Source organism: Pseudarthrobacter sp. NPDC058329 (assembly GCF_042879835.1).
Lineage (GTDB): Bacteria > Actinomycetota > Actinomycetes > Actinomycetales > Micrococcaceae > Arthrobacter.
The window spans coordinates 22,998-44,672 of record NZ_JBHVZR010000011.1; the positions used below are offsets into that span (position 1 = coordinate 22,998).

The following is a 21,675-nucleotide window of genomic DNA, read 5'->3' on the forward strand; positions in this document are numbered from 1 at the left end:
CCACCTCGCCGTGCATTTTCTGTGGCGGGACGTTCCTGGTTTCCGCTGCGCTTCAACCAGTCGTTGGGCGTCCGCTGGCGCGGCCGGCTGTTGGGCGTTGCCGGTCCGTCGCAGGGCTCCGGCCCGTCATCACGTGTTGTGTCTACGACGTTTTTTGGTTGCTGTCCTCCGGATTCTAGGCGTCCGCTCCACCCCGTCTAGCCCCTCCTGCGTCGGGGCCTGCGGGCCGAAAATTCTTGTACCTGGGATCCTCGCACGCTCGGATCCCGCAAGATTTTTCTGCCCTTGCCCATCCGGGTAGACAGGCCTCCGTCGGCCGCCGAGCAAGCAAGCTTGCCAGCAACCAAAAAACAACGGGGGAGGGAACGGGGAGCTGGCCGGTCACCAGTACCGCCCCACCCGCCCCCTGCTTCTCGGACAAGAAGGAACACCACCATGACTGATGAAAACCGCATCGCCCGCGCCGCGCTGACCCGGATGTTCGCGCCGACTGACCTTGTGGCCCGCGCCCTTGTCGCCCGCCACGGCGCCCACGCCGCTTACCGGATGGCCCTGGGCGCACGTCCCGTGTCCCCGTTCTGGGACATCACGGCCGAGGATCTGGCCAAAGGCCTGGACCGCTGGGCACCGCACCCCCGCGAGCACGACACAGACGCGGCGATGGCCGACCTGGCCACCATCGAACGCCTGGGCGGCGGTTTCCTGGTTCCAGGCGATGAACACTGGCCGACAGGGCTGGACGACCTTCCCGACGCCCCGTGGGGCCTCTGGTACCGGGGAACTATCGATCACGGGATCCCCGCCCCATCCCGGTGTGTGGCAGTGACCGGTTCCCGCGACAGCACCAGCTACGGGGTGGCCGTCACCGGAGAGATTGCCTACGGGCTGTCCGAGCGCGGCATCTGTGTCATCTCCGGCCTCGCCTACGGCATCGATGCCCATGCCCACCGCGCCGCGCTGGCCGGTAACGTCGGTGACCGCCCCGCTACCATCGCGGTGCTGGCCGGAGGACTTGACCGGGATTACCCGTCCGGGAACGCGGACCTCGCGGCCGCGATCCGCGCCAACGGCCTGACACTCTCCGAGCTGCCCCCGGGAACCGCCCCCACAAGGGCCAGATTCTTGCAAAGGAACCGCATTATCGCCGCCCTTGCCGGGGTCACGTGTGTTGTGGAAGCCCGGTGGCGGTCCGGTGCGCTGAACACCGCGCACCACGCCGAGACCATCGCCCGGCATGTCGCGGCCGTCCCGGGCAGCGTGCACAGCGCTAACTCCGCAGGATGCCACCGACTCCTGAAGGAAGGCGGCGCGGTCCTGGTCTCCGACGCGGCCGAAGTCGCCGAACTGCTCGGCAGCTAGCGTCACAGGGTGGCCGGCCTTTCGGGGCCGGTCACCGCGGGCGGTCCGCCGTCCTGGGCGGCTTGCGCTGGTGGTCGCCAGCGGCGGACCGCCAACCGCCGACCAGGAGGGGAGCAGCTGCCGCCGGCGGCAGGCCGGCATGCCCCGAAAGGGCCGTCCTTTCATGGCGGCGGCTTCGAGGAAAACATGTTCGCAGAACTCACACCCATAAGGGCGTCCGCTGGCGCGGCCGGCTGTTAAGTGTTGCCGGTCCGTCGCAGGCTCCGGCCCGTCATCACCTGTTGTGTCTACGACGTTTTCTAGTTGCTGTCCTGCGGATTCTAGGCGTCCGCTCCAGCCCGTCTAGCCCCGGTTTCGCAGGCTCCACCGGGGCCTGCGGCCCGAAAATTCTTTTACCAGGGATCCTCGCACGCTCGGATCCCGCAAGATTTTTCCGCCCTTGCCCCTTGGGTAGACGGGCTTCCGTCGGCCGCCGAGCAAGCAAGCTTGCCAGCAACCAAAAAACAACGGGGGAGAAGGGGAGCTGGCCGGTCACCAGTACCGCCCCACCCACCCCGCTTCTCGGACAAGAAGGAACACGACCAATGAACGCAACACCCACGCTTGAAATGATCGACCCGGCGACCCTGACCGTCGACGTGAACGTCCGGAAGGACGCGGCCCTGACTGCCGATTTCATTGCCAGCATCAAGGAACACGGCGTGATGGAACCGGTGATCGCGCACCGCAAGGACGACGGGACTGTGCACGTGTTGATAGGTCAGCGTCGCACCCGCGCCGCCGTCGAAGCCGAACGGGACAGCATCCCGGTGATGATCATCGAAAGCCCGGAAGAGGCGGACCGGATCGTGGCGCAGGTGGTGGAGAACATCCAGCGCGCCGAACTGACCGAAGCGGACGAGGCCGAGGCGTACCACCAGCTGTCCCTGATCGGTGTCTCGGCGGCCGCGATCGCCAAGAAGACCGGACGGACCAAGACCACCGTCGAGGGTGCGCTCAAAGCCAAGTCCACGGACACCGGGGCCGACGCCCTGGGCAAGGGCTACACCATCGAAGCGGCTCTAATCCTCGCGGAATTTGAGTCAAATGAGGAAGCGACCGCCCAGCTTGAATCGGTCATCATGGACGAACCCGACATGCTCGCCCATGTCACCCAGCGGCTGCGCGACAAGCGGGACCGCGCCGCCGCGCTGGCCGCTCTTACCGCAGAGCTGGAAGCGGCAGGAACGCTTGTTGTTTCCGAATGCGGGTACGGGGAGGACAGCGACACGCTGCGGGTCACGTCCCTGAAAAAGGCGGACGGGGAACCGGCCACCGACGAGGACGGAAACGCCGTCTACATCGAAACGGACTACCGGGGCGAGCACTCCGCCGCCGCCGTGGTCACGGGCTGGAAAGACCTCGGCTTCACACCGCGGTACTACAACGGCTACGGCACGGCTCCGACGCCGAAAGGGCCGATGACGGAGGAACAGAAAGCGGAACGGAAGACCCTGATAGAGAACAACAAGCTGATGCTGTCCGCGACCACGGTAAGGCGCGACTTCGTCAAGAGCTTGCTGGCACGGAAGCAGGCCCCGAAGGGCTGGCAGTACTTCACCGTGCACGCCATCACGCACCATTCTGAGACGGCCAGCGGCTACGACGGGAAAGTCGCCGCCGAGATGGTCGGGGCGAAGGTCCAGGAGTCCAACGCCTGGGCGTGGAACCCGCTCCGGGACCACGTCGCCAAGACGACAGCGCGCCCGGAGTTCTCCCTGATCGCGCTTGTGTGCGCCGGGTATGAAAAGACGATCGCCAAGGACTCGTGGCGGTCTCCGAGCCAGACACACCGGGACTACCTGAAGCAACTGGTTCTTTGGGGTTACACCGCGAGTGAGGTTGAGCAGATTATCCTCGACAGCGGAACGTCAGCCGAGGTTGACGACGCCTAAACTGGTACGGCCTTGCCGGGCGTCATCTGTCGCAACCGCCCGGCAAGGCCACCAGCCCATCACGACACCAGGGCACGGAGCCTTCCAGAGGTCGGGCGGTCCGCCGCCGAGGGCGAACCACAGCAGCTACTCACCGGCGGCGGACCGCCGATCGACGCGACTACCCCTGATCCTGGTTTGGTGCCGCGCTGTCATAAACAGCGTGGTTGCCCCGCGCGGCTGGGTTCAGGGAAACGTGCTCAGCTACGCTGAGTTTGCAAGATCTCCTTTGTCCGAGGAGCGAAGACAGGCCGACCCTCCAGCCGGCCTGTCTTTGTTTAACCAGGCACGCCGCGCACCACCAGGCAGAACGCCTATGCCCGCGTTACGGCAAAGGTCTAGAACGTCACTAGCGAGACAGACTCAGGCTCCGCACCCAACGGGTGCGGAGCCTTAGTCATGTGTGCAACCGGCTGAAAAAGACTCGGCCACATTCACGAGGTGGGACGGCAGCGGCGAGGCCTGGTTTATAGGGAACTGTCCCGTCCCGGCTTCGCACTTAATAGAGGCTGTGCACAGCCACCGCTCGCCATAGGCGACGTTGGAACCTGAGGTGACGTGGTGGTTGTGTGCAGGTGGTCCGATGGGTCCTGTCGTCCACGTGGGTGCGGGAAAAGCAGCGGAGCGATTGGGCTTTTGCCGTGCACAGGTGGGCGAGGGGCAAGCTCTACTCGGCCCCGGTAACCCCGTCGTCGGTGGACGGGGAATTATCCTCAGAGGTCCGGGTGGTGGCCGGCTTCCGTCGCCGCGCTGCGGCACCGGATTCAAGACCGAGCTTCTTCAGCTCCTCGGGGCTCCAGCCGTCTTTGGTGGCGCGCACGTAGGCGCGCTTGTCTTCACGCTCGGCGTCGCCGAGCTGCTCGCGCAGGTCGGCGATCCGTTGCCTGGTCTTGACCAGGTTAGTGACGGACTCAATGCGGGAGTCCAGAAGGGCGCGGGCCTGATTGCGTGTCTGTTCAATATCGATGGTTGGCATGCACCCACCGTAACCACAGACCAACCCGGTTTTCGGGCACCGACGCGCAGCGGCGTGCCACTACACGACCGGCAAAGCGCCGGAGGCAGGGAAAGAGCAGGAGCCGACTTCGGCGGAGCAAGCTGGGAACTTAGCCGGGCTAAGTTCGTGTCGCTCCCGGAAACTGCGCTCCGGTCGCGGCAGACTGGTGTCTGGTCCCGGGTGTACCGGGTCGCTGCGCTGGCAAGGGTAGGGAGGGACGAAACAAGGTGAGTGAAGGCAATGGCTTCGCCAGTTGGAAGTCCCGCCGTCGCCGCGCGAACGTTGACGGGGGCAGGATGCACCGTCACGAGATCAAAGTCAGTCCTGAAGAAGAGGCCCAGCTGCTTGCCCTGGCGGAGAAGCACCGCGTCACGATCCCACGGCTCTTGATCGAAGCAGCACTCAACGAGGACAGCGAAAGCCCGTCGGAGCGGCGTGACCAGTTCATGCAGCTGTCGAACCTGCAGCGCCTGATCGGGTCGGTGGCGAACAACATCAACCAGATCGCCCGGCACGCCAACTCAACCGGGGAAGTGCCGGCTGACGCAGCCCCGGCTATCGCTCACGCGAAGAGCGTCATTGTCCGCATTGACCGCCAGCTCGCTGACATGGCCGGCCGGTGATCCGGACGTGATTCCGAACATCACCCAGGGCGACCGCATGGCCGGCCTGATGATCTACCTCGCCGGCCTGGGACGTGCCAACGAACACGAGGAACCGCACCTCGTTGCCGGTGACTCCGCTCTCATGGCTTGGCACGATGACAACGAACTGAACCGCGACGCGGCCCTGGACATCGCCAACGCCCTGGACCGGGCCAAGCAGTTCTACAAAACCGAGGTTGATGGTGGCCACGTCTTCCACTGCTCACTAAGCCTCGCAGCAGAAGAAGGCCAGCTCACCGACGAACAGTGGGGCGCCATCGCCAACGACTTCATGACGGCCATGGACTTCACCGAGGACGGCGGAAAGGCCCCGGCCCGGTGGGTTGCCGTCCGCCACGGACTGAGCAAGAACGGCAACGACCACATCCACATCGTGGCCAGCATGGTCCGCGACGACGGCACCAAATGGAACAGCTGGAAGAGCAAGTACAAGTCCCAACAGGTCGCCCGGGCACTGGAGAAAAGGTACGGCCTCACCGAACTCGACGCCGTCCGCGCCGAACGCGGATACACCCCCGCCGAACAGGCCAAAGCCACCCGCCAGGGACTGCCCGAGGTCGAACGCCACAGCCTAGCCCGCAAGATCCGCACCTGCGCCACAGCGTCAACGGACGAAGCAGAATTTGTCCGTCGCGCACGTATGGAAGGGTTGCTCGTTCGGCCCCGCTACGCCGCCGGTCGAACCGACGTCGTCGCGGGGTACTCCGTCGCGGAACGGCCACGGAAGGGGGAGCGGGCCGTCTGGTTCGGCGGCAACTCGCTTGGCCGCGATCTTGCCCTGCCCAAACTCCGAGGCGAATGGGAAAGCACCCCGGAATCAGCAACTGCGGCCGTCGCGGAATGGAACGCCGCAGCCCGCAACCGCCGACCCGTCACACCGGGCAGGGAGACGTTCCAGCCGTCGGCTGAACTGTGGAGCAAGTATGCCCACGACGTCAGCGCTCTCCGCGAGAAACTGGCCACCACCCCGCACAGTGACCACGCCGCCTGGGCGCAGGCCGCCCGCGAAACAGCCGCCGCTTTCGGCGCCTGGTCCAAGCGCATCGAACCCACCCCCGGGCCACTGGCAGACGCAGCACGTGAACTCTCCAAATCAGCCCAGCTCCGCCGCTACCCGAAGCGGGTTGCAGTTGCCCTGCCGTCGGTACGCGGCGCGACCATGATTCTGCTGGCTGGCACCTCCAGGAGCGAACGGGCAGCCTACGCCCTGATGTTCCGGCAGCTCGCCCAGACTGCCCGCGCCATCCACGACATGCACAAAGCCACCGACGGCCTCCGTCGCGTCCGCGGCCTCGCCGCAGCCGTGACCGCCGCCAGCAAAACCGTCGAAGCCAGCGCCACAACCCACACCATCAAGACGCCGGCCCTCACCATGGAAGCCCTGCGGGAACAGCACCCCGGGGCCAGCGAAGAAGCCCTCCGTGCACGGCTCATCGCCGAACGATCCCGCGGCGGCTCACCCATCCCGACGACACTTACCAGGGCAGAAAAAACACTGCAACAGGCCGGCACAACCGGCCCGCAGGAACCACATCAGGACCACCATCCGAGACCAGGCATCGAGCGATAGGGGAAGAGCATGAGCGAAGCAGACGGAATGGACGAAGCAGTAGACGGCGCAATGCGTACCGGGCTCATGGTCGCCGCACGCATCGGCGAACAACTGGCACGAATGCGGGAAGAAGAACAACGCAACATCGCCGCAGCTGAAGAACAGCGAGCACGCCAACTTCAGGAACGCTTCGATGCCAAACGCGCAGCCGCCCGTGCCCAGATCGCGCCAACTGCTCGGGATGACTGGTGGGACAAAGCCACCCCCGAAATGATCGAACAAGCCCACCAAACAGCCACCGCATGGAAGGCATACGACTCCGAAGCCGCCCAAGCAGCAGAACATATCCGCAACCAGGTGCAGGCCCGCTACGGCATCGACGTGAACAACCCAGGAGCAGACGAAGCATCGGTTTCCGCCGCCCTCACCCGGGTACAGCAAGCACGTACCGAAGCTGAAAACGAAAAGGCCAACGCCGCAGCTGCACGCACCGATGAAGTAGTTGCCGGGGCTGCCGTGACTGGCGCCAATAGGCAGGACAAGGCACAGAAGGCTCAGGAGGAACCGGGTTACGATTCCGCGGAGCGGCGCCAGCAGCTGGCGGAGCGCCTCGGGGGCAAGGGCGACCGGGAAGCAGTCAACTCCCGACTCCTGGCAGACAAACACCAGGGCACACCGGCGACTGCCGCCGTTACCCAAAAACCTTCTCTTGCTAAGACTTCAAAGATGGCCAAGCACGCGGGCAAGGGAAAGACCCTGGAACGCGGAGGACTCGAACGTTAGCCGGCGCGCGTGGCGGCTGCGCCGGAAAACGTGGGGTAGGGGGAACCGGACGCTTCACGGAAGAGGCGCTGTGCGTAGCAGAATGTCTCGGATCGTCGACAACCACGCTGCTGTGACACGCTGGTCAGTCCTGGAATGGATCGGGTCGCATGCGTTCCAGGTCGAGCTCCAAAGCCAGCTTTTCCTGGTCGGTCAGTAACCGCACCGCCTGCTCGTACAATTGCCTGCCGGCGGCCCAGTTGTCCCAGCGGCCATCGCTTTTGACGACGCCGGTCTTGAAATCGAACGCCCGGACAGCAGCAGCAATCAAGATCGCTGTGACCACTTGGTCGTAGGGCTTGTTCTCCGTCTCACAGAAGTCATTCATATCCGGGTAACGGGCCGGATCGGTGCCCCTTAGGTGGAACGTCTCATAGCTTTCACCGGCAGCTTCAAAGCCGTTCAACCGGATGCCCGTGGTTTCGTTCATCACAGGAAGGCCTTGGCCATTTGGACCGCAAATGGTCACGGCCGACGCGTCAAGGATCTTGCCGGCATCAGCGAGTACCTCGACTGTTGCCCTCAGACCAGGAAAGTAATGCGTATATCCCATGATTCCCCCTCTGCAGGTCTTTCCCACGCATCTCTGAGGCGCCCCCCGCGTAGTCATGGCCGGAAGCGATCCTATACGTCCCACAAGGGAGTGGAAAGGCCACCGTTAGAACCGCAACAAGCCTCGAAGCGCCAGATGCTGTACCGCGAGATTCACAGAATTCACAAGATTCATAAGCATTCACAGGAGCACCCATAGAGAACCCGTTTCGCCCGACGGCGGAGGCGCCGCCCGAATTGGTCATACGCGGGGGAGTGCAGAATGAGTTGGCTTACGGACTCCGCCTTGATTCAGGGCCCCAGGTCCCTTGAATATCACAGGACTTGTCGGCTTAGCGGCACTCCAGCCCGTACAGGGAGAGCACATAGTTGAGATCCGTGTCGTCGCGGTGGATCTCGGTTTCCGTTTCGAGTTCGACGGGGTCAGGTCCGAGCCGGTCGTCCTGTCGGCGGAGCCAGTAGGCCCAGCAGTGACCACCACCGTATTTGGAATGTGCCCGGACACCGGCTGCATAGTTGGCATCGTCAAGAACCTGTTCACGCAGCCATTCGGCGATGGCTGTTGTCGCGGCACGGTTTTCCCCGGCCAAGGTGGCCAGGGTGATAGTGCCAATGCCGAATGTGTCGTCGAGCTGCTGCCCGAGGTGCCGGTTCAGGGCGGCGATCGACTCGGCAGCTGTCAGGTCAATCCATCGGATCGGTTCGTTGATCCGCAGGGTGTACATGAGGCGTCCGTCCCGCCAGTTGGCCGGCAGCCAACCGGGGACCATGTTTCCGTTCCTGGTCCAGTCGTCCTGGATCATCTTGCGGGCAGCTTCGACAGGAATGTTGAACTGCTGGGCAGCGAAGGCCACGGCATCCCGGAATTCCTTCCCGACGCGGGCCATGGCCAGTGTCTCCGCGTACGCTGTGCGGCGGTCCCCAGCGAGGTACATGGTCGAACCTGGGGTATCGAAGCGGGACCAAGAGGAGCGATCGACCGCTCCTGCGCTTCGCGCCAGCGGGTTCATGGGTCCATATGATGATTTGGCAATCCGGTATCCAGTAACGGGCCCTTCCAGGTAGGCCAAGCCGGTACTGGAACAGACTCCCGTCAACCGGAGAACCTGTCTTCAGTCATCGCCGTGGCGGCCGCCATGACCTCCTTGGCACGCATGTCCTTGATGGCCTCAATGGGGGAGACTTCATCCAGCCAGGGATTGGCACCGACAAACCACAGCCTGGCCACGTGTTCGCCCTCCACGCTGGAGACGACAGTCCAGGCGCGGTGTGCGAGCTGCAGCCGAGCCTGTGCCTCAGGCCGAGGCTCGGGCCCATCGGTGCGAGCCCAGCGGTAGCTGATCTTTGGGTCTTTGCTGCCAGCCAAAGCAGCCACCAGCGTGGCACCGAGTGCACTGTTGAGCTGCCGAACGATCTCGCGGATGCCCAGCCGTGCTGTGCCGCTATGTGCGGTACCAGCGTCAATCGAGATACTCACGATGCCTCACTCCTTCCGGTGCTTCCCATTCTACCGTCAACCACCCAACGGTTCCACTAAAAAGACACTACAGAGCTACTCAGGGATAGGTATCCGCGCTCACTCAACGCCTGGCGTCCTGCCTTCGGTGTCCGGCTAGTGTCTAGACCATGCCTCAAGGGAGTCTAAAAAGCTCTGGGGGACTCTATTCTGACGCCTTGAAGCTAGCTGCCTGACGTCAGGTTGGGGTGTACCGAAAACTGAATCGCGGCTGACTGGACACGACGAAGGCTCATCTAAATCAGTCGACGGAAATGGAACTGCTCAGCCTGCTCCTGGCGCTCCTCGTCGTGGGCGCCGCCGCCCTGGCTGCTTGGGTGGCCATCCGGCAGCACCCTAGCTAGTAGGTGAAACAGGGCGGTGTTGGCTAACAGACGACACCGCCCTGTACAAGCGGTTCAGCCCCCGGAGCCGTCGGGGGAGCGGGTTAGCTCTCCGGAAAGTGGGGATCCCATGGAGAACCGTTGATGTGGCTGCCTCCGTCTACGAAGAGGGTGTTTCCGGTGAGGTATCTTGAGTCTTCGCTGGCAAGGAACACTGCCACGCCTCCGAGGTCGGCCTCTGCGTCTCCCATTCGGCCCATGGGTAGTGCGGCGTCAGTAGCGGTTGCCGCTTCGGGTTGGAGCTCAGCGTATTTTCGGTAGGCCGCTGACGCGACCGCGGGGCACATGATGTTCGCGGTGATGCCGTATGGTGCCCATTCTCGAGCGGCTGTGCGGGTGAGGGCACGAAGTGCTTCCTTGCTCGCGTTGTATGCGGCGGTGCCCATGTGAGCGTTGACCCCATTGAGGGAGCTGATGTTGATGATCCGCCCCCACTGCTGCGCTTTCATGACCGGAAAAGCCTTTTTCATGGCCCAGTTCGGTGCGAGCACGTTCATCGCGAAGTTCGCTTCGTACTCTTCGTCGGTTTTGTCCTCCACCCGGTGGATGCCCCAGCTGCGGTATGCGTTATTGACGAGGATGTCGATGGATCCAAAGTCGTCAACCGCAGTTTGGACGGCGGCATCCATCTGCGTTTTGTCCGTGATGTCGCAGTGTATGAAGGCTGCCTGACCGCCGTCGGTGACGATGTCATCGGCGGTGGCCTGCCCTTTGATATCGTCGAACTCTGCGATGACAACCGCCGCGCCGGCTTGCGCGAAGCGGCGGGCGATTCCTTGCCCGAGCCCGTCTCCGGCGCCTGTCACTAATGCCACCCGGCCCTTCAATTGATTGTCAGTCATCGTCGCTCCTTTGGTTGTTGAACTGTTCGGTTCGTTTGATCTCAACGCGTTCACTCGGGTCGTACCGTGGATGTAGTTGATTTATGGGAAAGCTAAGTAGTAATCCGCGCGTTGGGGGGGGGTCGCCTCACCTCGCAGGTTGTATATTCTTCCGGCTGTGGTGCCGCCATCAGCCACGAACTCTGACCCAGTCGAGAAGCTGGACTCTCGCTGGCAAGGAAAAGGACTAGGTTCGACACTTCCTGGGGTGATGCCGGACGTGTGAGGCTACTTTCGTTATAGTCGATGGGCGCGGCGCCAGCGAGGGCCGTCGTCATCGCTGTCTGAATTGATCCGGGGTGCACAGAGTTGACGCGGACGCGCGAGGCTTATGTTGAGCGTGCCGAAGGCTGTGAGCGTGGCCTCAACTGCAACGGCCCAGTCATTAGGGTCCGTAACGTTGAGATGTGTGTAGCGCGCATTCTCGCCAAGCTCGTCAGCAAGGGCATTTCCAGCGGCGTCACTGATATCAGCGATCATGACGCAAGCACCTTCGCTTACGAACATGCGAGCATGCGATGCTCCCATTCCACTTGCTGCTCCAGTGATGAGGGCTACTTTATTGGCCCATCGGTTGCTCATATTTCCTCTCTTCATGTTTGTTGTGCAACTGCAGCACTTTGTGCGGTTGAAATGCTTGGTTTGGAGGTAGAGCCGGATGGGATTCTGTTAGGTGCTTGGGTCCTTTTCTCGGAAGAGCCTGCAGAATGCTGCATTACAGGCCACCGATGGCGCGCCCGCCGTCGACCATCAGGTTGGTTCCCGTGATGTATGAGGCATGGTCCGAGAGCAGGAAAGCTGCGGCTTCGGCCACCTCGTTGAGCTGGCCGAAGCGGCGCAACGGGATGTCAGACAGGTGCTTGTCTCGGCTCTCCTCGTCCGGGTAAAGCGCGGCAGCCCCGGCGGTACCGGATGTCACTCCGGGAGTTAGTGCGTTTACCCTGATGCCGTGTTCGCCCCAGGCTGCGGCCAGTGAGGTTGTCATAGTGAGGACTCCTGCCTTGGCGCTGGCCGAGTGGACTGTGGTGGCGCTGCCACGTTTGCCGGCTGCGGTGCCGATGTTGAGGATGCTGAGCGGTTGGCCTGTTGTGATTGCTTGGCGGCCAAGTACTTGGCTCCAGTTCCAGGTGCCGTCTAGGACGATCTGGACCACGGAGCGCCATGCGTTGGGGGAGAGGTCCTCGGGGTTGGACCGGAAATTACCGGCGGCACTGTTGACGAGCATCTGTACGAAACCCTGACGTTCAGCCAGCTCCGCAGCCACCGCCTCTACTCGCTCTCGGTCGCGCACATCACACGCCACACCTTCAGCGGAACCGCCCTCTGCGCAGATAGCAGCAGCTGCTTCCAGGACGGTGCCCTCGCGGCGGCCCACGAGGACCGTGTGGGCGCCGGACTGGCTGAGGCGCCGGGCTATAGCCAGACCAATGCCCGAGCCTCCGCCGGTAACGAGAGCAGTCTGACCGTGGAAAAGGTCGGTATTGAACAAGGGGACTCCTTAGAAGTGGTGCATCACTTGGGGTATTCAGTCAGGGGCGGCAGGTGCTGGCTCCCGATGTCCGGTGGTGCACGAGCATGTCAAGCAGGGGTCAGTGCAATGTTCGAGGCCGGATGAAAGAGTCGTCCGTTAGCCTTTTCCGATGCGCCCGTCCGGTCCAAGTAGGGGGTGATGCCGCCCAGGTGCAGGGGCCAACCGGCCCCGGTGAGCATGCATAGGTCGACGTCTTCCGGTGCCGCGATGACGCCTTCATCAAGCAGGAGCCCGATCTCTTCCGCCAATGCGAGTTGAACGCGCTCGAACAACTCTTTTGACGTGACTGGTGAGGTGCCGAACTTTAGTGCGTCCAGTGTCGCTTGCGGGACGGAGCGGCGGCCGTCGTCGTCTGTTGCCCAAATCGCCTTGATTCTCCGCTCAATGAGTAACTGCTGGTTTGCGGAGACTGGAAACCGGTCGCCGAAAGCTGCGTGCAGGGACTCGGTGACATGCTGGGCGACCGGAATGCCGATCATGGCCAGAAGCGTGAAGGGTGTCATGGGCAAGCCCAGGGGTTTCAGCGCGTTGTCGGCGGTCTCGGCCGGAGTGCCTTCATCGAACGCGCGGACGACTTCGCCCATCAGCCTCAGCAGGACCCGGTTGACCACGAAGCCGGCGGAGTCTTGGACGAGCACGGTGGTTTTCTTCACTTCCTTGCCCAGGGCAAACGCAGTGGCGAGGGTTACGTCGTTGGTCGTACTGGCCGGGACAATTTCCACCAGGGGCATGACGGCCACGGGGTTGAAGAAGTGGAAGCCGAGCACCCGTTCGGGATGCTGCAGGTCCGCAGCCATATCCGTGACGGACAGCGAGGAGGTGTTGGTTGCAAGAATGCAGTCCTTGGAAACCACCGCCTCGACCTCGGCGAAGACCTGCTTCTTGGCGGAGATTTCCTCGAAGACGGCCTCAATAACTAGATCAGCGTCAGCGTATACGTCCTTGGTGATCGAGCCGGTGACCAGCGCCTTGGTGCGCCTGGCATCATCGGCAGATATCTGTTTCCTGGCGAAAAGCTTTTCGACCTCCGTGTGGACGTAGCCCACGCCATTATCTACGCGCCCCTGGTCGATATCAGTCATAACCACCGGCACCTGCAGGGTCCGGGCGAAAAGCAGCGCCAACTGGCCTGCCATCAGGCCAGCTCCGACAACGCCGACCCTCCGGACGGGCCGGGCCATGCCCGGGTCGGGCGCGCCGGAGGGATTTTTGGACCGGCGCTGGAGCAGATCCAGGAGTGCGTATACCGAATTTTTGAACTCCGGCGTCAGGATCAGGTCGGTGACCGCTTGGATTTCAAGCTCCGCAGACTCAGACTGGCTTAGCGTCCGGCCGCGTTCCAGCAGTGCCAGCACGCGCGACGGTGCAGGCGTGGATGTCGCGTTCCGGGCTGCCAAGAAGGCGTGGCCTGCACGGAGGGCAGCGTCCCACTCGATGTCGGCGTGGTGGACTTTGTCGTTGCGGCGCGCCGCCAGCGCTGTGCAAACGTTCCGGTCTTTGGCGATGATCGAGCCCGCCCAAACCAAGGATTGTGCCAGGAAGTCAGTTGAGTCATAGATGGCGTCGGCGATCCCCATGTCGTAAGCCGCCGAGCCGCCAAGTGTCCTGTTGTTGCTTAGTGCGTTCTCGATCATTACCTTGACGGCGTTGCGCGGGCCGATCAGCCGCGGCAGCCGGTAGACACCTCCCCACCCGGGTACCAGGCCCAGGTATGCCTCGGGCAATGCGATTCCTTTCGCACCGGTGGAGACTGACCGGTATTCGGTTGCCAGGGCTATTTCAAGGCCCCCACCAATGGCTGCGCCGTTAATGAACGCGAACGTGGGTACGGGCAGTGTCGCGAGTACACCGAAGACGTCATGGCCAAGGGCGGCAATATCCCGTGCGGCGCCGGCGTCGGTGATGCCGCGCATGGCCGACAGGTCAGCACCCGCCACAAAATTCTTGCCCTGCCCTGTGATGCCCACGCCGACAAGTTCTCCCGCGGACGCGCGGTCCGTGATGTGCTGAAGGAGGGTGCCGAGTTCGTTCAGGGACTCGCGGCTGAAGGTGGCGGGTTTACGGTCCGAGCCGCCAGTCAACGTGATTAGGACGAAGGTGCCAACCTCAGGCAGCTGAAATTCTTCCAGCGACGAGTATCTGGTTCTGGCCGGCGCGGCGCCGAAGACTGCGCTCATCGGGCTGCCTTGAGGATCAGGGCTTCGCCCTGGCCGCCGCCACCGCAAAGGGCTACGACGCCGGTCCCGCCCCCTGCCCGGTGAAGGGCAAGTGCCTGGTGGAGGACGAGCCTGGAGCCGGACGCGCCTATCGGATGTCCGAGGGCGATGGCGCCGCCGTCGGCGTTGATCCGGTCCGTGTTGATACCCAGGTCCCAGGCAGATTGAATGACCACGGAGGCGAAGGCCTCGTTGATTTCGATGAGGTCCAGGTCATCGACAGCCAGGCCTTCGCGCTTGAGCGCAGCTTCGATGGCCCGGGATGGCTGGGAATGCAGGGACCCGTCGGGCCCGGCGGTCTGTCCGTGCGCGCCGATCTCGGCGATCCATTCCAGTCCGGCAGCTTCGGCCACAGCTTTGCTGGCTATCACAACAGCGGCGGCACCGTCAGAAAGTGGCGAAGCCGAGCCAGCGGTAACGGTAGCGTTTTCCGCCGTCGAGAAGGCCGGCCTAAGCGCCGACAGGGTCTCAACTGTGGTGGCAGCGCGGATGCCCTCATCATCGCCTACGGTAAGGGTAGGGCCCCTGCGCTGGGGGATTTCCATGGGTGCTATCTCTGCTTTGAAGATCCCGGCGGCGCGGGCGGCTTCGGCACGTTGGTGGGAACGGGCGGCGACTTCGTCCTGCTCATCGCGGCTGATGCCGCGGGTGGCGTTGCCGGCATCCGTGGCGGCACCCATCAGGTCTTCACTAAACGGATCCTGCAGACCGTCGTGGTTCAGCGAGTCAACCATAGGAGTGTCTCCGATGGTGACCCCTGCCCGCAGCCCTTTGACCAGATGAGGGGCGTTAGTCATGGATTCCTGGCCAGCCGCAACCACAAAATCAGCCTCACCGGCGCGGATCATGCGGGCGGCGTCGATGACGGCAGTCAGCCCGGACAGGCACAGCTTGTTCACGGTGACGGTAGGGACATCCCAGCCAATCCCGGCCCTGAGGCTGGACTGCCGGGCAGGGCCCTGTCCTGCGCCGGCTTGTATAACCTGCCCGACGATGACGGCCTCGATCCGCCCGGCGGCCACGCCCGCACGCTCCAGGGCCGTTCGGATGGCGTGGGAGCCGAGATCGCTGGCGGTCAGCGTGGCAAGGCTGCCCCGGAAACGACCGAACGGGGTGCGCGCTCCGCCAAGAATGACGGGGGTATTGCCTGAACTCATGTGGTTATCTTTCGGGGTCAGTGAGTAAACAAAAGGGTGGGTCGTGGTCCTTCGTGTTCTTGCCTTGGCCGGCAGCAGCAACCGAGGCCCCTGACAACGGGTTGGGGTTGCATCCCCCAAACCCGCGGCCAGCCAGCCTGGGTCAAGGATGACCGGGACCCGACGGGAAACCGTGCAGCTCTGGAAATACGAACAAAGAGCTCTTGCGTCGATCAGCAGGTTGTCCTCTTTGCCGCTGCCAATGCCACGTTGCCGCATATCCGGATGTTCTGATGCGCGTCGGCCAATGCATCACGCCGTGCCCTAGGAGATACGGAAGGAAGCCTCATCGGGTGCGCGTAGTGCGGACCAGAAATCGATCATCCGATATGGGCTGGGCAGGATGATCCGGCCCTGGGCATTGCGGTAGTAAGTGTGGGCCCCGGTTTGGGTGGCCCACACGGAGTTTTGGTAGAGCGTCTCAATATCGGAGTTGTGCCTGTTGACAGCTTCCTCCGTAGGTTCCAGCGAGCAAGCTTCTTTCTCGCTCAACAGCTGAAGACACTCAAAAACGTAGTGGAGAACTGCTTCCACCGTGAAGTTATGCCCACCGCCGTGCCCGGGGCTGGTATTCGGGCCTGCGGTGACGAACAGATTGGGGAATCCCGGGACTGTTCCACCCAAATAGGAGAACGGGTCAGTTCCGTTCTTCCACAACTCGTTGAGGGATTTTCCCTCACGCCCGTTAATGGTCATGGTTGACAAAAAGTCCAGGGTGAATCCCGTGGCGTGAATGATCACGTCGAATCCGTGGCTCACGCCGTCGCGTGTGACTATCCCTTCGGGAACAAATCTCTCAAGCCCTTCGGTGACGACGTCGACGTGGGGCTTGAGTAATGTGTCATAAAAGTTCCCGGGATCGCGGACCAAACGCTTTCCGGCGGGCGCGTAGTCCGGAGTCATTTTAGCTCTCAGATCTGGCCGGGCATGGAACGACCGTTCGATGTGCGCCAGGCACATCTTGAGTGCGGCGTCGTTGGCCTCAGAGATCGACAACGGGTGCTTAGCCATCCATTCAGGGTCGGCGCGCACCACTCCGTACCCGTTGTCGCTAGCTGCCCAATACGTTCGCAGTCGAGTCCATTCGTTGTAGAACGGCAAGTTACGCAGGAGCCAGCTTTCTTCTTCCGGCACGTAACCGGTACCTTCCAGAGGTGGCATCACCCAGTGTGGCTGCCGCTGAAAAAGTGTCAGGCTCTGTGCCTGCTCGGCAACCTTGGGCACCAGTTGCACGGAGGTCGCTCCGGACCCTATTACCGCAACTTTCTTTCCGGTGAAGTCGATGTCTTGCCAGTGGGCTGAGTGGATGCTTTCGCCGGCGAACGTGTTGGCCCCGGGGAGATCGGCGTACTTCGGGCGGTTGAGGTATCCGAAGGCTGTGATGACCGCGGACGCTCTGCGTGTGGAGACGCGGCCTGCCCGATCGCGGCTGGTGATTTCCCATGCTTGGGCTGAATCTACCCACCTCAGTGCAGTAACCTCCGTGCCGAACTGGATCTTGCGGGTGATGTCGAACTCCTTGACAACCCGCTGGAGGTACTCATGATATTCGGTGCCAACCGGGTAGTACTTGCTCCATTCGGCATTGAGCCGGAATGAATAGGAGTAGTACAGACTGGGGGTGTCCACAGCCACTCCGGGATACTTGTTGATACGCCAGGTACCGCCAATTTCCTCTGATCGTTCCAAAATTTCGTAATCGAAGCCGTTACGGTCGGCCAGGATGCCAGCTGCGATGCCTGCCATGCCGGCTCCAAGAATGGCGATCTTGTACTTACTCTTGGGTTTATCCGTGCGGGGGATTACTGGCTGTGAGGGCAGGAAACCGCTTTGCTCCAGCAGCAGCGGGAGGAATTCATCGGAGACGGGTTGGTTAACCGCGATTTCCGCCATGCGCTGGAACGTGTCCGGGCGGTCGACAATAAGGTGGGTATCAACTGGTCCGGAGGCGAACGCTTCTGTGATGATGGAGATAAGTTCTGTCCGTGCGGGCCCATCGTTTTTCACCTCGCGTTGCTGGGCGAACGTGTCCAACAGCGATGTATCTCCGGTGATGTGAACTGCGCAGAGAAGAAGTATTGCCGGGTCGGCGCTTTGAAGGCGCATGCGAAGCTCTTCAGCGTCAAGGGCAACTGCTTCACGGGTGAATGTCAGGATTGAACGGTCCTGAATGGTGGGGCTCATAAAATCTCCTCGATGAGGTTACGGTCAGTTCTAGGGGCAGTGGTTAGCCGAGCGCGCCAGCACATTGGAGACGCTGGACGGCGGCGTGGTCGTAGCCCATGGCACCGAGCACCTGCAGGGTGCTTTCACCTTTATCCTGGACGCGCCGCGGCCGGGGGCCCGGTGTGCGTTGCAGTTTGATAGGAACGCCGACTCCCTTATAGTCCTCGTTATCAATGATGAGGCCGCGGTGTGTCGCCTGGGCTGACGACAGGGCTTGATCAACGGTGTTAACAGGGCTGGAGGCCACTCCCACCTCAGTTAGCCGTTTAGACAGCACGGTTCTGTCCCATTTCAGGATCAGTTTTGAGAGCAGCTGAATTAGGGAGTCCCTGTTTTCCGACCGTGCACTGTTCGTGGCGTAGAGTTCATCGGTTGCCAGTTCCGGGGCCTCCAACAACGTCATCAGCTTGGTGAACTGTCGGTCGTTCGCGGCGCTGATGAAGAGATCACCGTCCGCGGCATTGAAGATCTGGTAGGGAACCACCGAGGGGTGGGCGTCCCCGGTTCGTTGGGGCGTCTGCCCGCCATGGATCCAATTGGAGGAATGGGGGTGCAGGAGTGAGGCCACGGCATCGAGGAGGGTTATGTCTACCAGCTGGCCTTCACCGCGGCGTTCCCGCTCGAGGAGGGCCAGGAGTATCCCGCTGAAGGCAAGGTTTCCGGCAGTAATATCCACAATGGGTACGCCGACCCGCAAAGGCAGCCCGTCTGCATAGCCGTTTACACTCATCAGCCCGCCGAAGGACTGCAGTACGGCGTCGTATCCCGGCTCTCCGCCGAGCGGTCCACCGCTGCCAAAGCCGGTGACGGAGCAGTAGACAAGATTCGGGAATTTCGGTCGCAGGCGTGTTTCAAAGTCAAAACCCCATTTGGGCATGGTGCCCGACTTGAAGTTTTCAACCACGACGTCCGCACCGGCAATCAGGTGCCAAAGGACTTCGCGGCCTTCCTCTGTCCGGAGGTTGAGGCAAATATTGTCCTTGCTGCGGTTCAACCCCTCGTAGTATGCGCTGGTACCTTCCCTGACGAAGGGAGGACCCCAGGCGCGGGTTTCATCACCGTCGGGTGATTCGATCTTTAGCACGGATGCTCCGTGGTCTGCGAGCATCTGTGTGGCGTAAGGACCCGCGAGCACGCGGCTGAGGTCAAGTACCCGAATGCCGGACAGGGCGCCTGAGCTGCCAGTTGCCGTCCAGGCGCGTTCCCCCTCAATGTTTGTGGGTGTGGGGGCGACGGTCAGGCTGTTGCTGTAGTGATTCATCTTTTCTCTGCTTTAGGAGGTTCGGGCCGATGGAACAGCGCTGTCGGAGGTGCTGTCATCCATTTCGGTTGCACTTTCGCTGTCCGTGCCTTCCTGCACCGTCCGTCGAGGCAGCAACAGGGACAAGAAGAATCCGATCAAAAGCAGGACCGAGCAGGCGATGAAAACGGCGACATAGGCCCAGCTTTCGGTAAATTTGGTGCCCGTGATGGCGCCCAGGGCGAGAACGGTTCCGATGAGTCCTGCACTCACAGCGTTGAAACTGGTCCGTATCATCGATGCGAAGCCGGTGACTTGTCCGGTTTGCGTAGCGGATATGCAGGCAACCAGGTAATTCGAGATACCTGCGAAGGCGAGACCGATGCCGCCCGACATAAGGGTGAGCATCAGGATGAATCCGGGGAGCCAGTGCATAAAAAGGCCCATCCCGGCGACGCTGATAAAGAGGGTGGCGGTGCACAATTGTACGGTTCGTTCGGCTCCAAAACGCGTAGTCACCCGGCTCGAGGAGAAGGCGGCGAGGGCGCCCGCCAGTGCACCGAACGAGCTGAGGTACCCCGTCATGCTGGGACTGAGTCCAAATCCAACCGGCGCTGCTACTGAACCCTGCAGCATGCCAGGCGTGGCGACGGACATCCCCAGGGCGCCCAACGCGATGCACACGTTGATCAAGTAGGCGAAACCCAGATCGCGGCGTTTGAGCAACTTGACATCGAACAGCGGGCTGACCGATCGGACTTGCCATAGCCACCAGACGGCCAGCAATATTGCGCCGCCGCTCGCGCAGATGAGGACAAAAGCCGACGTCCAGCCGCGTGAATTGCCGTTGGTTACGGCCAAAAGCGCGAGGGTGATGCCACTGGGAAGCAATACCGCACCCAGCCAGTCCGGGCGTGCGCTTCGGTCAAGTGTGGTGTCCTTCGGCAAGAAGGCCATGACGATCAATGTGGCTCCGATACCACCGATTCCCGCCACGATAAAGATCCAAGGCCAGTCCGTGTACTGAATGAGAACGCCAGCTGCTGCCGCACCCATCGAGCCGGCAAAGAGGGCGGAAGCTGAGATAGCTCCGACCGCAACTGGAACACTCTTCTTGGGTAGCAGGTCCCGGGCTATGCCGATACAAAGAGGAAGAGTAGCCGCCGCGATGCCTTGCAGCGCGCGGCCGAAGACGACCCAACCAAGGCTTGTTGCGTAGGCGCTGATGAACGAGCCGACAATGGAAAGTACCAGGATGACGACCAGGACGCGCTTGCGCCCGAACATGTCGCCCAGTCGCCCGGCCAGTACGACAAAGGCTGCGGCCATCAGCATGTAGGACGTCGCTACCCACTGCACCTCGGCCAGTGAGGCCTCGAAGACCTCCATTAGTCGGGGCAGGGCAATGAAAACGCTGGATGATTCGAAGGCGGCCACCAGCTCTGCAATGACCAGCACGGTGATGATCGCGACGGTTGACCGTTTCACCGTTTCTTTTTGTTGTACGGGGACTCCAGGGGACAACGTTGGCTCCTAAGTAGGCCTAAATATTGAATCCATTATGGGATCCAATCCAAGGTAACGCAAATCACATGCTTTGGATAGGCGAAAGTTACTGCGGCTGGTAGCTGGTAAAATTCAGGGTTCCTGTAACTTTGTATCCAATTTTGGAGGTATCGTGGCGCCAGCGGGCCCTGCGGCACGGAAAGCGTTAGCGGGCACTGTGACAGAGATGCGCAGGATGATTACGTCCGGCGAGCTTCTTCCAGGCCAGCAGATCCGCCAGGAGGGAATGGCTGAGAAGCTGGGTGTGAGTCGGCTCCCGGTACGCGAAGCCCTCCGCGAGCTGACGGCTGACGGGCTGGTAACCCATACCCCGAACGTTGGTTACTCTGTCGCGCGGCTAAGCGCGGATGAATTTCAGCAAATCTATCTGATGCGTGAGTTGCTGGAAGCGGAGGTGATCAAATCACTGCCAAGGCTTACCGACGAGGAGCTGGCGCACGTGGAGCGACTCAATACAGCCGTGATTGAAGCCGCGGACGACGCGGACATTGCCGCGATGCGGGTGGCGAACCATGACTTCCATTTCGCCATATTCAGAAAGTCTTCCCTGGAACTGGTGGTGGGGGAGATTGAGCGGTTATGGCGGTGGGCTTCCCCTTATCACGCTGCCTACCTGTCCTCGCCAGCAAGCCGGCTTCAAATCCTTGAAGAACATCAAGGGATGATTGAAGCGCTGCGCCGCGGGGACAACCAAAGTCTGGTGGAGCTCATGGCCCTGCACCGCGAAGGGGCCGGCAAGCAAATCGGACCCACGCTCAAACAAGGCGCGCTGCCCATCATTCTCACTTGAGCCCAATGCAGCCCACGGGCTGCAACTGCACCAGGTGGAGAGCATCTGCGTCCACCCATATGAGCGCCGCTCGAAAGCTTCATGACCCCGAAGCAGGAGGGCTCCCCGGCGTGAAGGGCCAGCGATCCAGTGCGCAGCAGTTCAGGCGTACCGGCGGGAGACCTCAAGATTACTTGGCTCGTTGCAAAGCCCCCGCGGCTTAGGGCAGCC

At 62.1% G+C, this 21,675-nt stretch carries 19 protein-coding genes; 6 read left to right on the forward strand and 13 right to left on the reverse strand.

What is annotated here, in order from left to right; all coding sequences use genetic code 11:
* Nucleotides 1-435 precede the first annotated feature (435 nt).
* On the forward strand, nt 436-1,359 hold the full coding sequence (gene dprA, locus ACFVYC_RS14580) for a DNA-processing protein DprA (RefSeq protein WP_387551283.1): 924 nt from the start codon (nt 436-438) through the stop codon (nt 1,357-1,359).
* Between the two features lie 584 nt (nt 1,360-1,943).
* Nucleotides 1,944-3,293 (forward strand): ParB/RepB/Spo0J family partition protein, encoded by a 1,350-nt coding sequence (locus ACFVYC_RS14585; RefSeq protein WP_387551286.1) that lies wholly within the window; start codon nt 1,944-1,946, stop codon nt 3,291-3,293.
* 706 nt (nt 3,294-3,999) lie between these two features.
* Here ACFVYC_RS14585 and ACFVYC_RS14590 read toward each other — a convergent pair.
* Complete coding sequence (locus ACFVYC_RS14590; protein WP_387551289.1) at nt 4,000-4,308, reverse strand: hypothetical protein; 309 nt, start codon at nt 4,306-4,308, stop codon at nt 4,000-4,002.
* 248 nt (nt 4,309-4,556) lie between these two features.
* Between ACFVYC_RS14590 and mobC the strand changes: the two genes are divergently transcribed.
* The 3 genes from mobC to ACFVYC_RS14605 are packed head-to-tail and all read left to right on the forward strand — an operon-like array spanning nt 4,557 to nt 7,329.
* Nucleotides 4,557-4,952: a plasmid mobilization relaxosome protein MobC gene (gene mobC / locus ACFVYC_RS14595; protein WP_387551292.1), complete on the forward strand. Its 396-nt coding sequence runs from the start codon at nt 4,557-4,559 to the stop codon at nt 4,950-4,952.
* Nucleotides 4,909-6,564, forward strand: a complete 1,656-nt coding sequence (locus ACFVYC_RS14600; protein WP_387551295.1) for a relaxase/mobilization nuclease domain-containing protein — start codon at nt 4,909-4,911, stop codon at nt 6,562-6,564. Before mobC ends, ACFVYC_RS14600 begins: the two co-directional genes overlap by 44 nt.
* A gap of 9 nt (nt 6,565-6,573) precedes the next feature.
* Nucleotides 6,574-7,329, forward strand: coding sequence for a hypothetical protein (locus tag ACFVYC_RS14605; protein WP_387551297.1), 756 nt, complete (start codon nt 6,574-6,576; stop codon nt 7,327-7,329).
* A gap of 124 nt (nt 7,330-7,453) precedes the next feature.
* Here ACFVYC_RS14605 and ACFVYC_RS14610 read toward each other — a convergent pair whose 3' ends face one another.
* The 12 genes from ACFVYC_RS14610 to ACFVYC_RS14665 form a co-directional block, all read right to left on the reverse strand.
* A complete protein-coding gene (locus ACFVYC_RS14610; protein ID WP_387551300.1) occupies nt 7,454-7,921 on the reverse strand; it encodes a hypothetical protein in 468 nt (155 codons plus the stop codon).
* A 331-nt stretch (nt 7,922-8,252) separates the two neighbouring features.
* Nucleotides 8,253-8,855: a hypothetical protein gene (locus tag ACFVYC_RS14615; RefSeq protein ID WP_387551303.1), complete on the reverse strand. Its 603-nt coding sequence runs from the start codon at nt 8,853-8,855 to the stop codon at nt 8,253-8,255.
* A gap of 158 nt (nt 8,856-9,013) precedes the next feature.
* A complete protein-coding gene (locus tag ACFVYC_RS14620) occupies nt 9,014-9,397 on the reverse strand; it encodes a hypothetical protein (RefSeq protein ID WP_387551306.1) in 384 nt (127 codons plus the stop codon).
* 466 nt (nt 9,398-9,863) lie between these two features.
* A complete protein-coding gene (locus tag ACFVYC_RS14625; protein WP_387551309.1) occupies nt 9,864-10,661 on the reverse strand; it encodes an SDR family NAD(P)-dependent oxidoreductase in 798 nt (265 codons plus the stop codon).
* 92 nt (nt 10,662-10,753) lie between these two features.
* Nucleotides 10,754-10,978, reverse strand: coding sequence for a hypothetical protein (locus tag ACFVYC_RS14630; RefSeq protein ID WP_387551312.1), 225 nt, complete (start codon nt 10,976-10,978; stop codon nt 10,754-10,756).
* Nucleotides 10,938-11,297, reverse strand: coding sequence for an SDR family NAD(P)-dependent oxidoreductase (locus ACFVYC_RS14635; protein ID WP_387551315.1), 360 nt, complete (start codon nt 11,295-11,297; stop codon nt 10,938-10,940). The genes ACFVYC_RS14630 and ACFVYC_RS14635 overlap by 41 nt, the downstream gene beginning before the upstream one ends.
* A gap of 118 nt (nt 11,298-11,415) precedes the next feature.
* Complete coding sequence (locus tag ACFVYC_RS14640; RefSeq protein WP_387551318.1) at nt 11,416-12,189, reverse strand: SDR family oxidoreductase; 774 nt, start codon at nt 12,187-12,189, stop codon at nt 11,416-11,418.
* A gap of 89 nt (nt 12,190-12,278) precedes the next feature.
* Complete coding sequence (locus tag ACFVYC_RS14645) at nt 12,279-14,408, reverse strand: 3-hydroxyacyl-CoA dehydrogenase NAD-binding domain-containing protein (RefSeq protein ID WP_387551321.1); 2,130 nt, start codon at nt 14,406-14,408, stop codon at nt 12,279-12,281.
* Nucleotides 14,405-15,604: an acetyl-CoA C-acetyltransferase gene (locus ACFVYC_RS14650; protein ID WP_387551324.1), complete on the reverse strand. Its 1,200-nt coding sequence runs from the start codon at nt 15,602-15,604 to the stop codon at nt 14,405-14,407. The genes ACFVYC_RS14645 and ACFVYC_RS14650 overlap by 4 nt, the downstream gene beginning before the upstream one ends.
* A 303-nt stretch (nt 15,605-15,907) precedes the next feature.
* On the reverse strand, nt 15,908-17,827 hold the full coding sequence (locus tag ACFVYC_RS14655; protein ID WP_387551327.1) for a flavin-containing monooxygenase: 1,920 nt from the start codon (nt 17,825-17,827) through the stop codon (nt 15,908-15,910).
* Between the two features lie 43 nt (nt 17,828-17,870).
* Nucleotides 17,871-19,130, reverse strand: coding sequence for a CaiB/BaiF CoA transferase family protein (locus ACFVYC_RS14660; RefSeq protein ID WP_387551330.1), 1,260 nt, complete (start codon nt 19,128-19,130; stop codon nt 17,871-17,873).
* A gap of 12 nt (nt 19,131-19,142) precedes the next feature.
* The gene (locus ACFVYC_RS14665; protein WP_387551332.1) at nt 19,143-20,597 is read right to left on the reverse strand and encodes an MFS transporter; all 1,455 of its coding nucleotides are present in this window, start codon (nt 20,595-20,597) and stop codon (nt 19,143-19,145) included.
* Between the two features lie 253 nt (nt 20,598-20,850).
* Here ACFVYC_RS14665 and ACFVYC_RS14670 point away from each other — a divergent pair, with 253 nt between their 5' ends.
* The gene (locus tag ACFVYC_RS14670; protein WP_387551581.1) at nt 20,851-21,465 is read left to right on the forward strand and encodes a GntR family transcriptional regulator; all 615 of its coding nucleotides are present in this window, start codon (nt 20,851-20,853) and stop codon (nt 21,463-21,465) included.
* Nucleotides 21,466-21,675 lie beyond the last annotated feature (210 nt).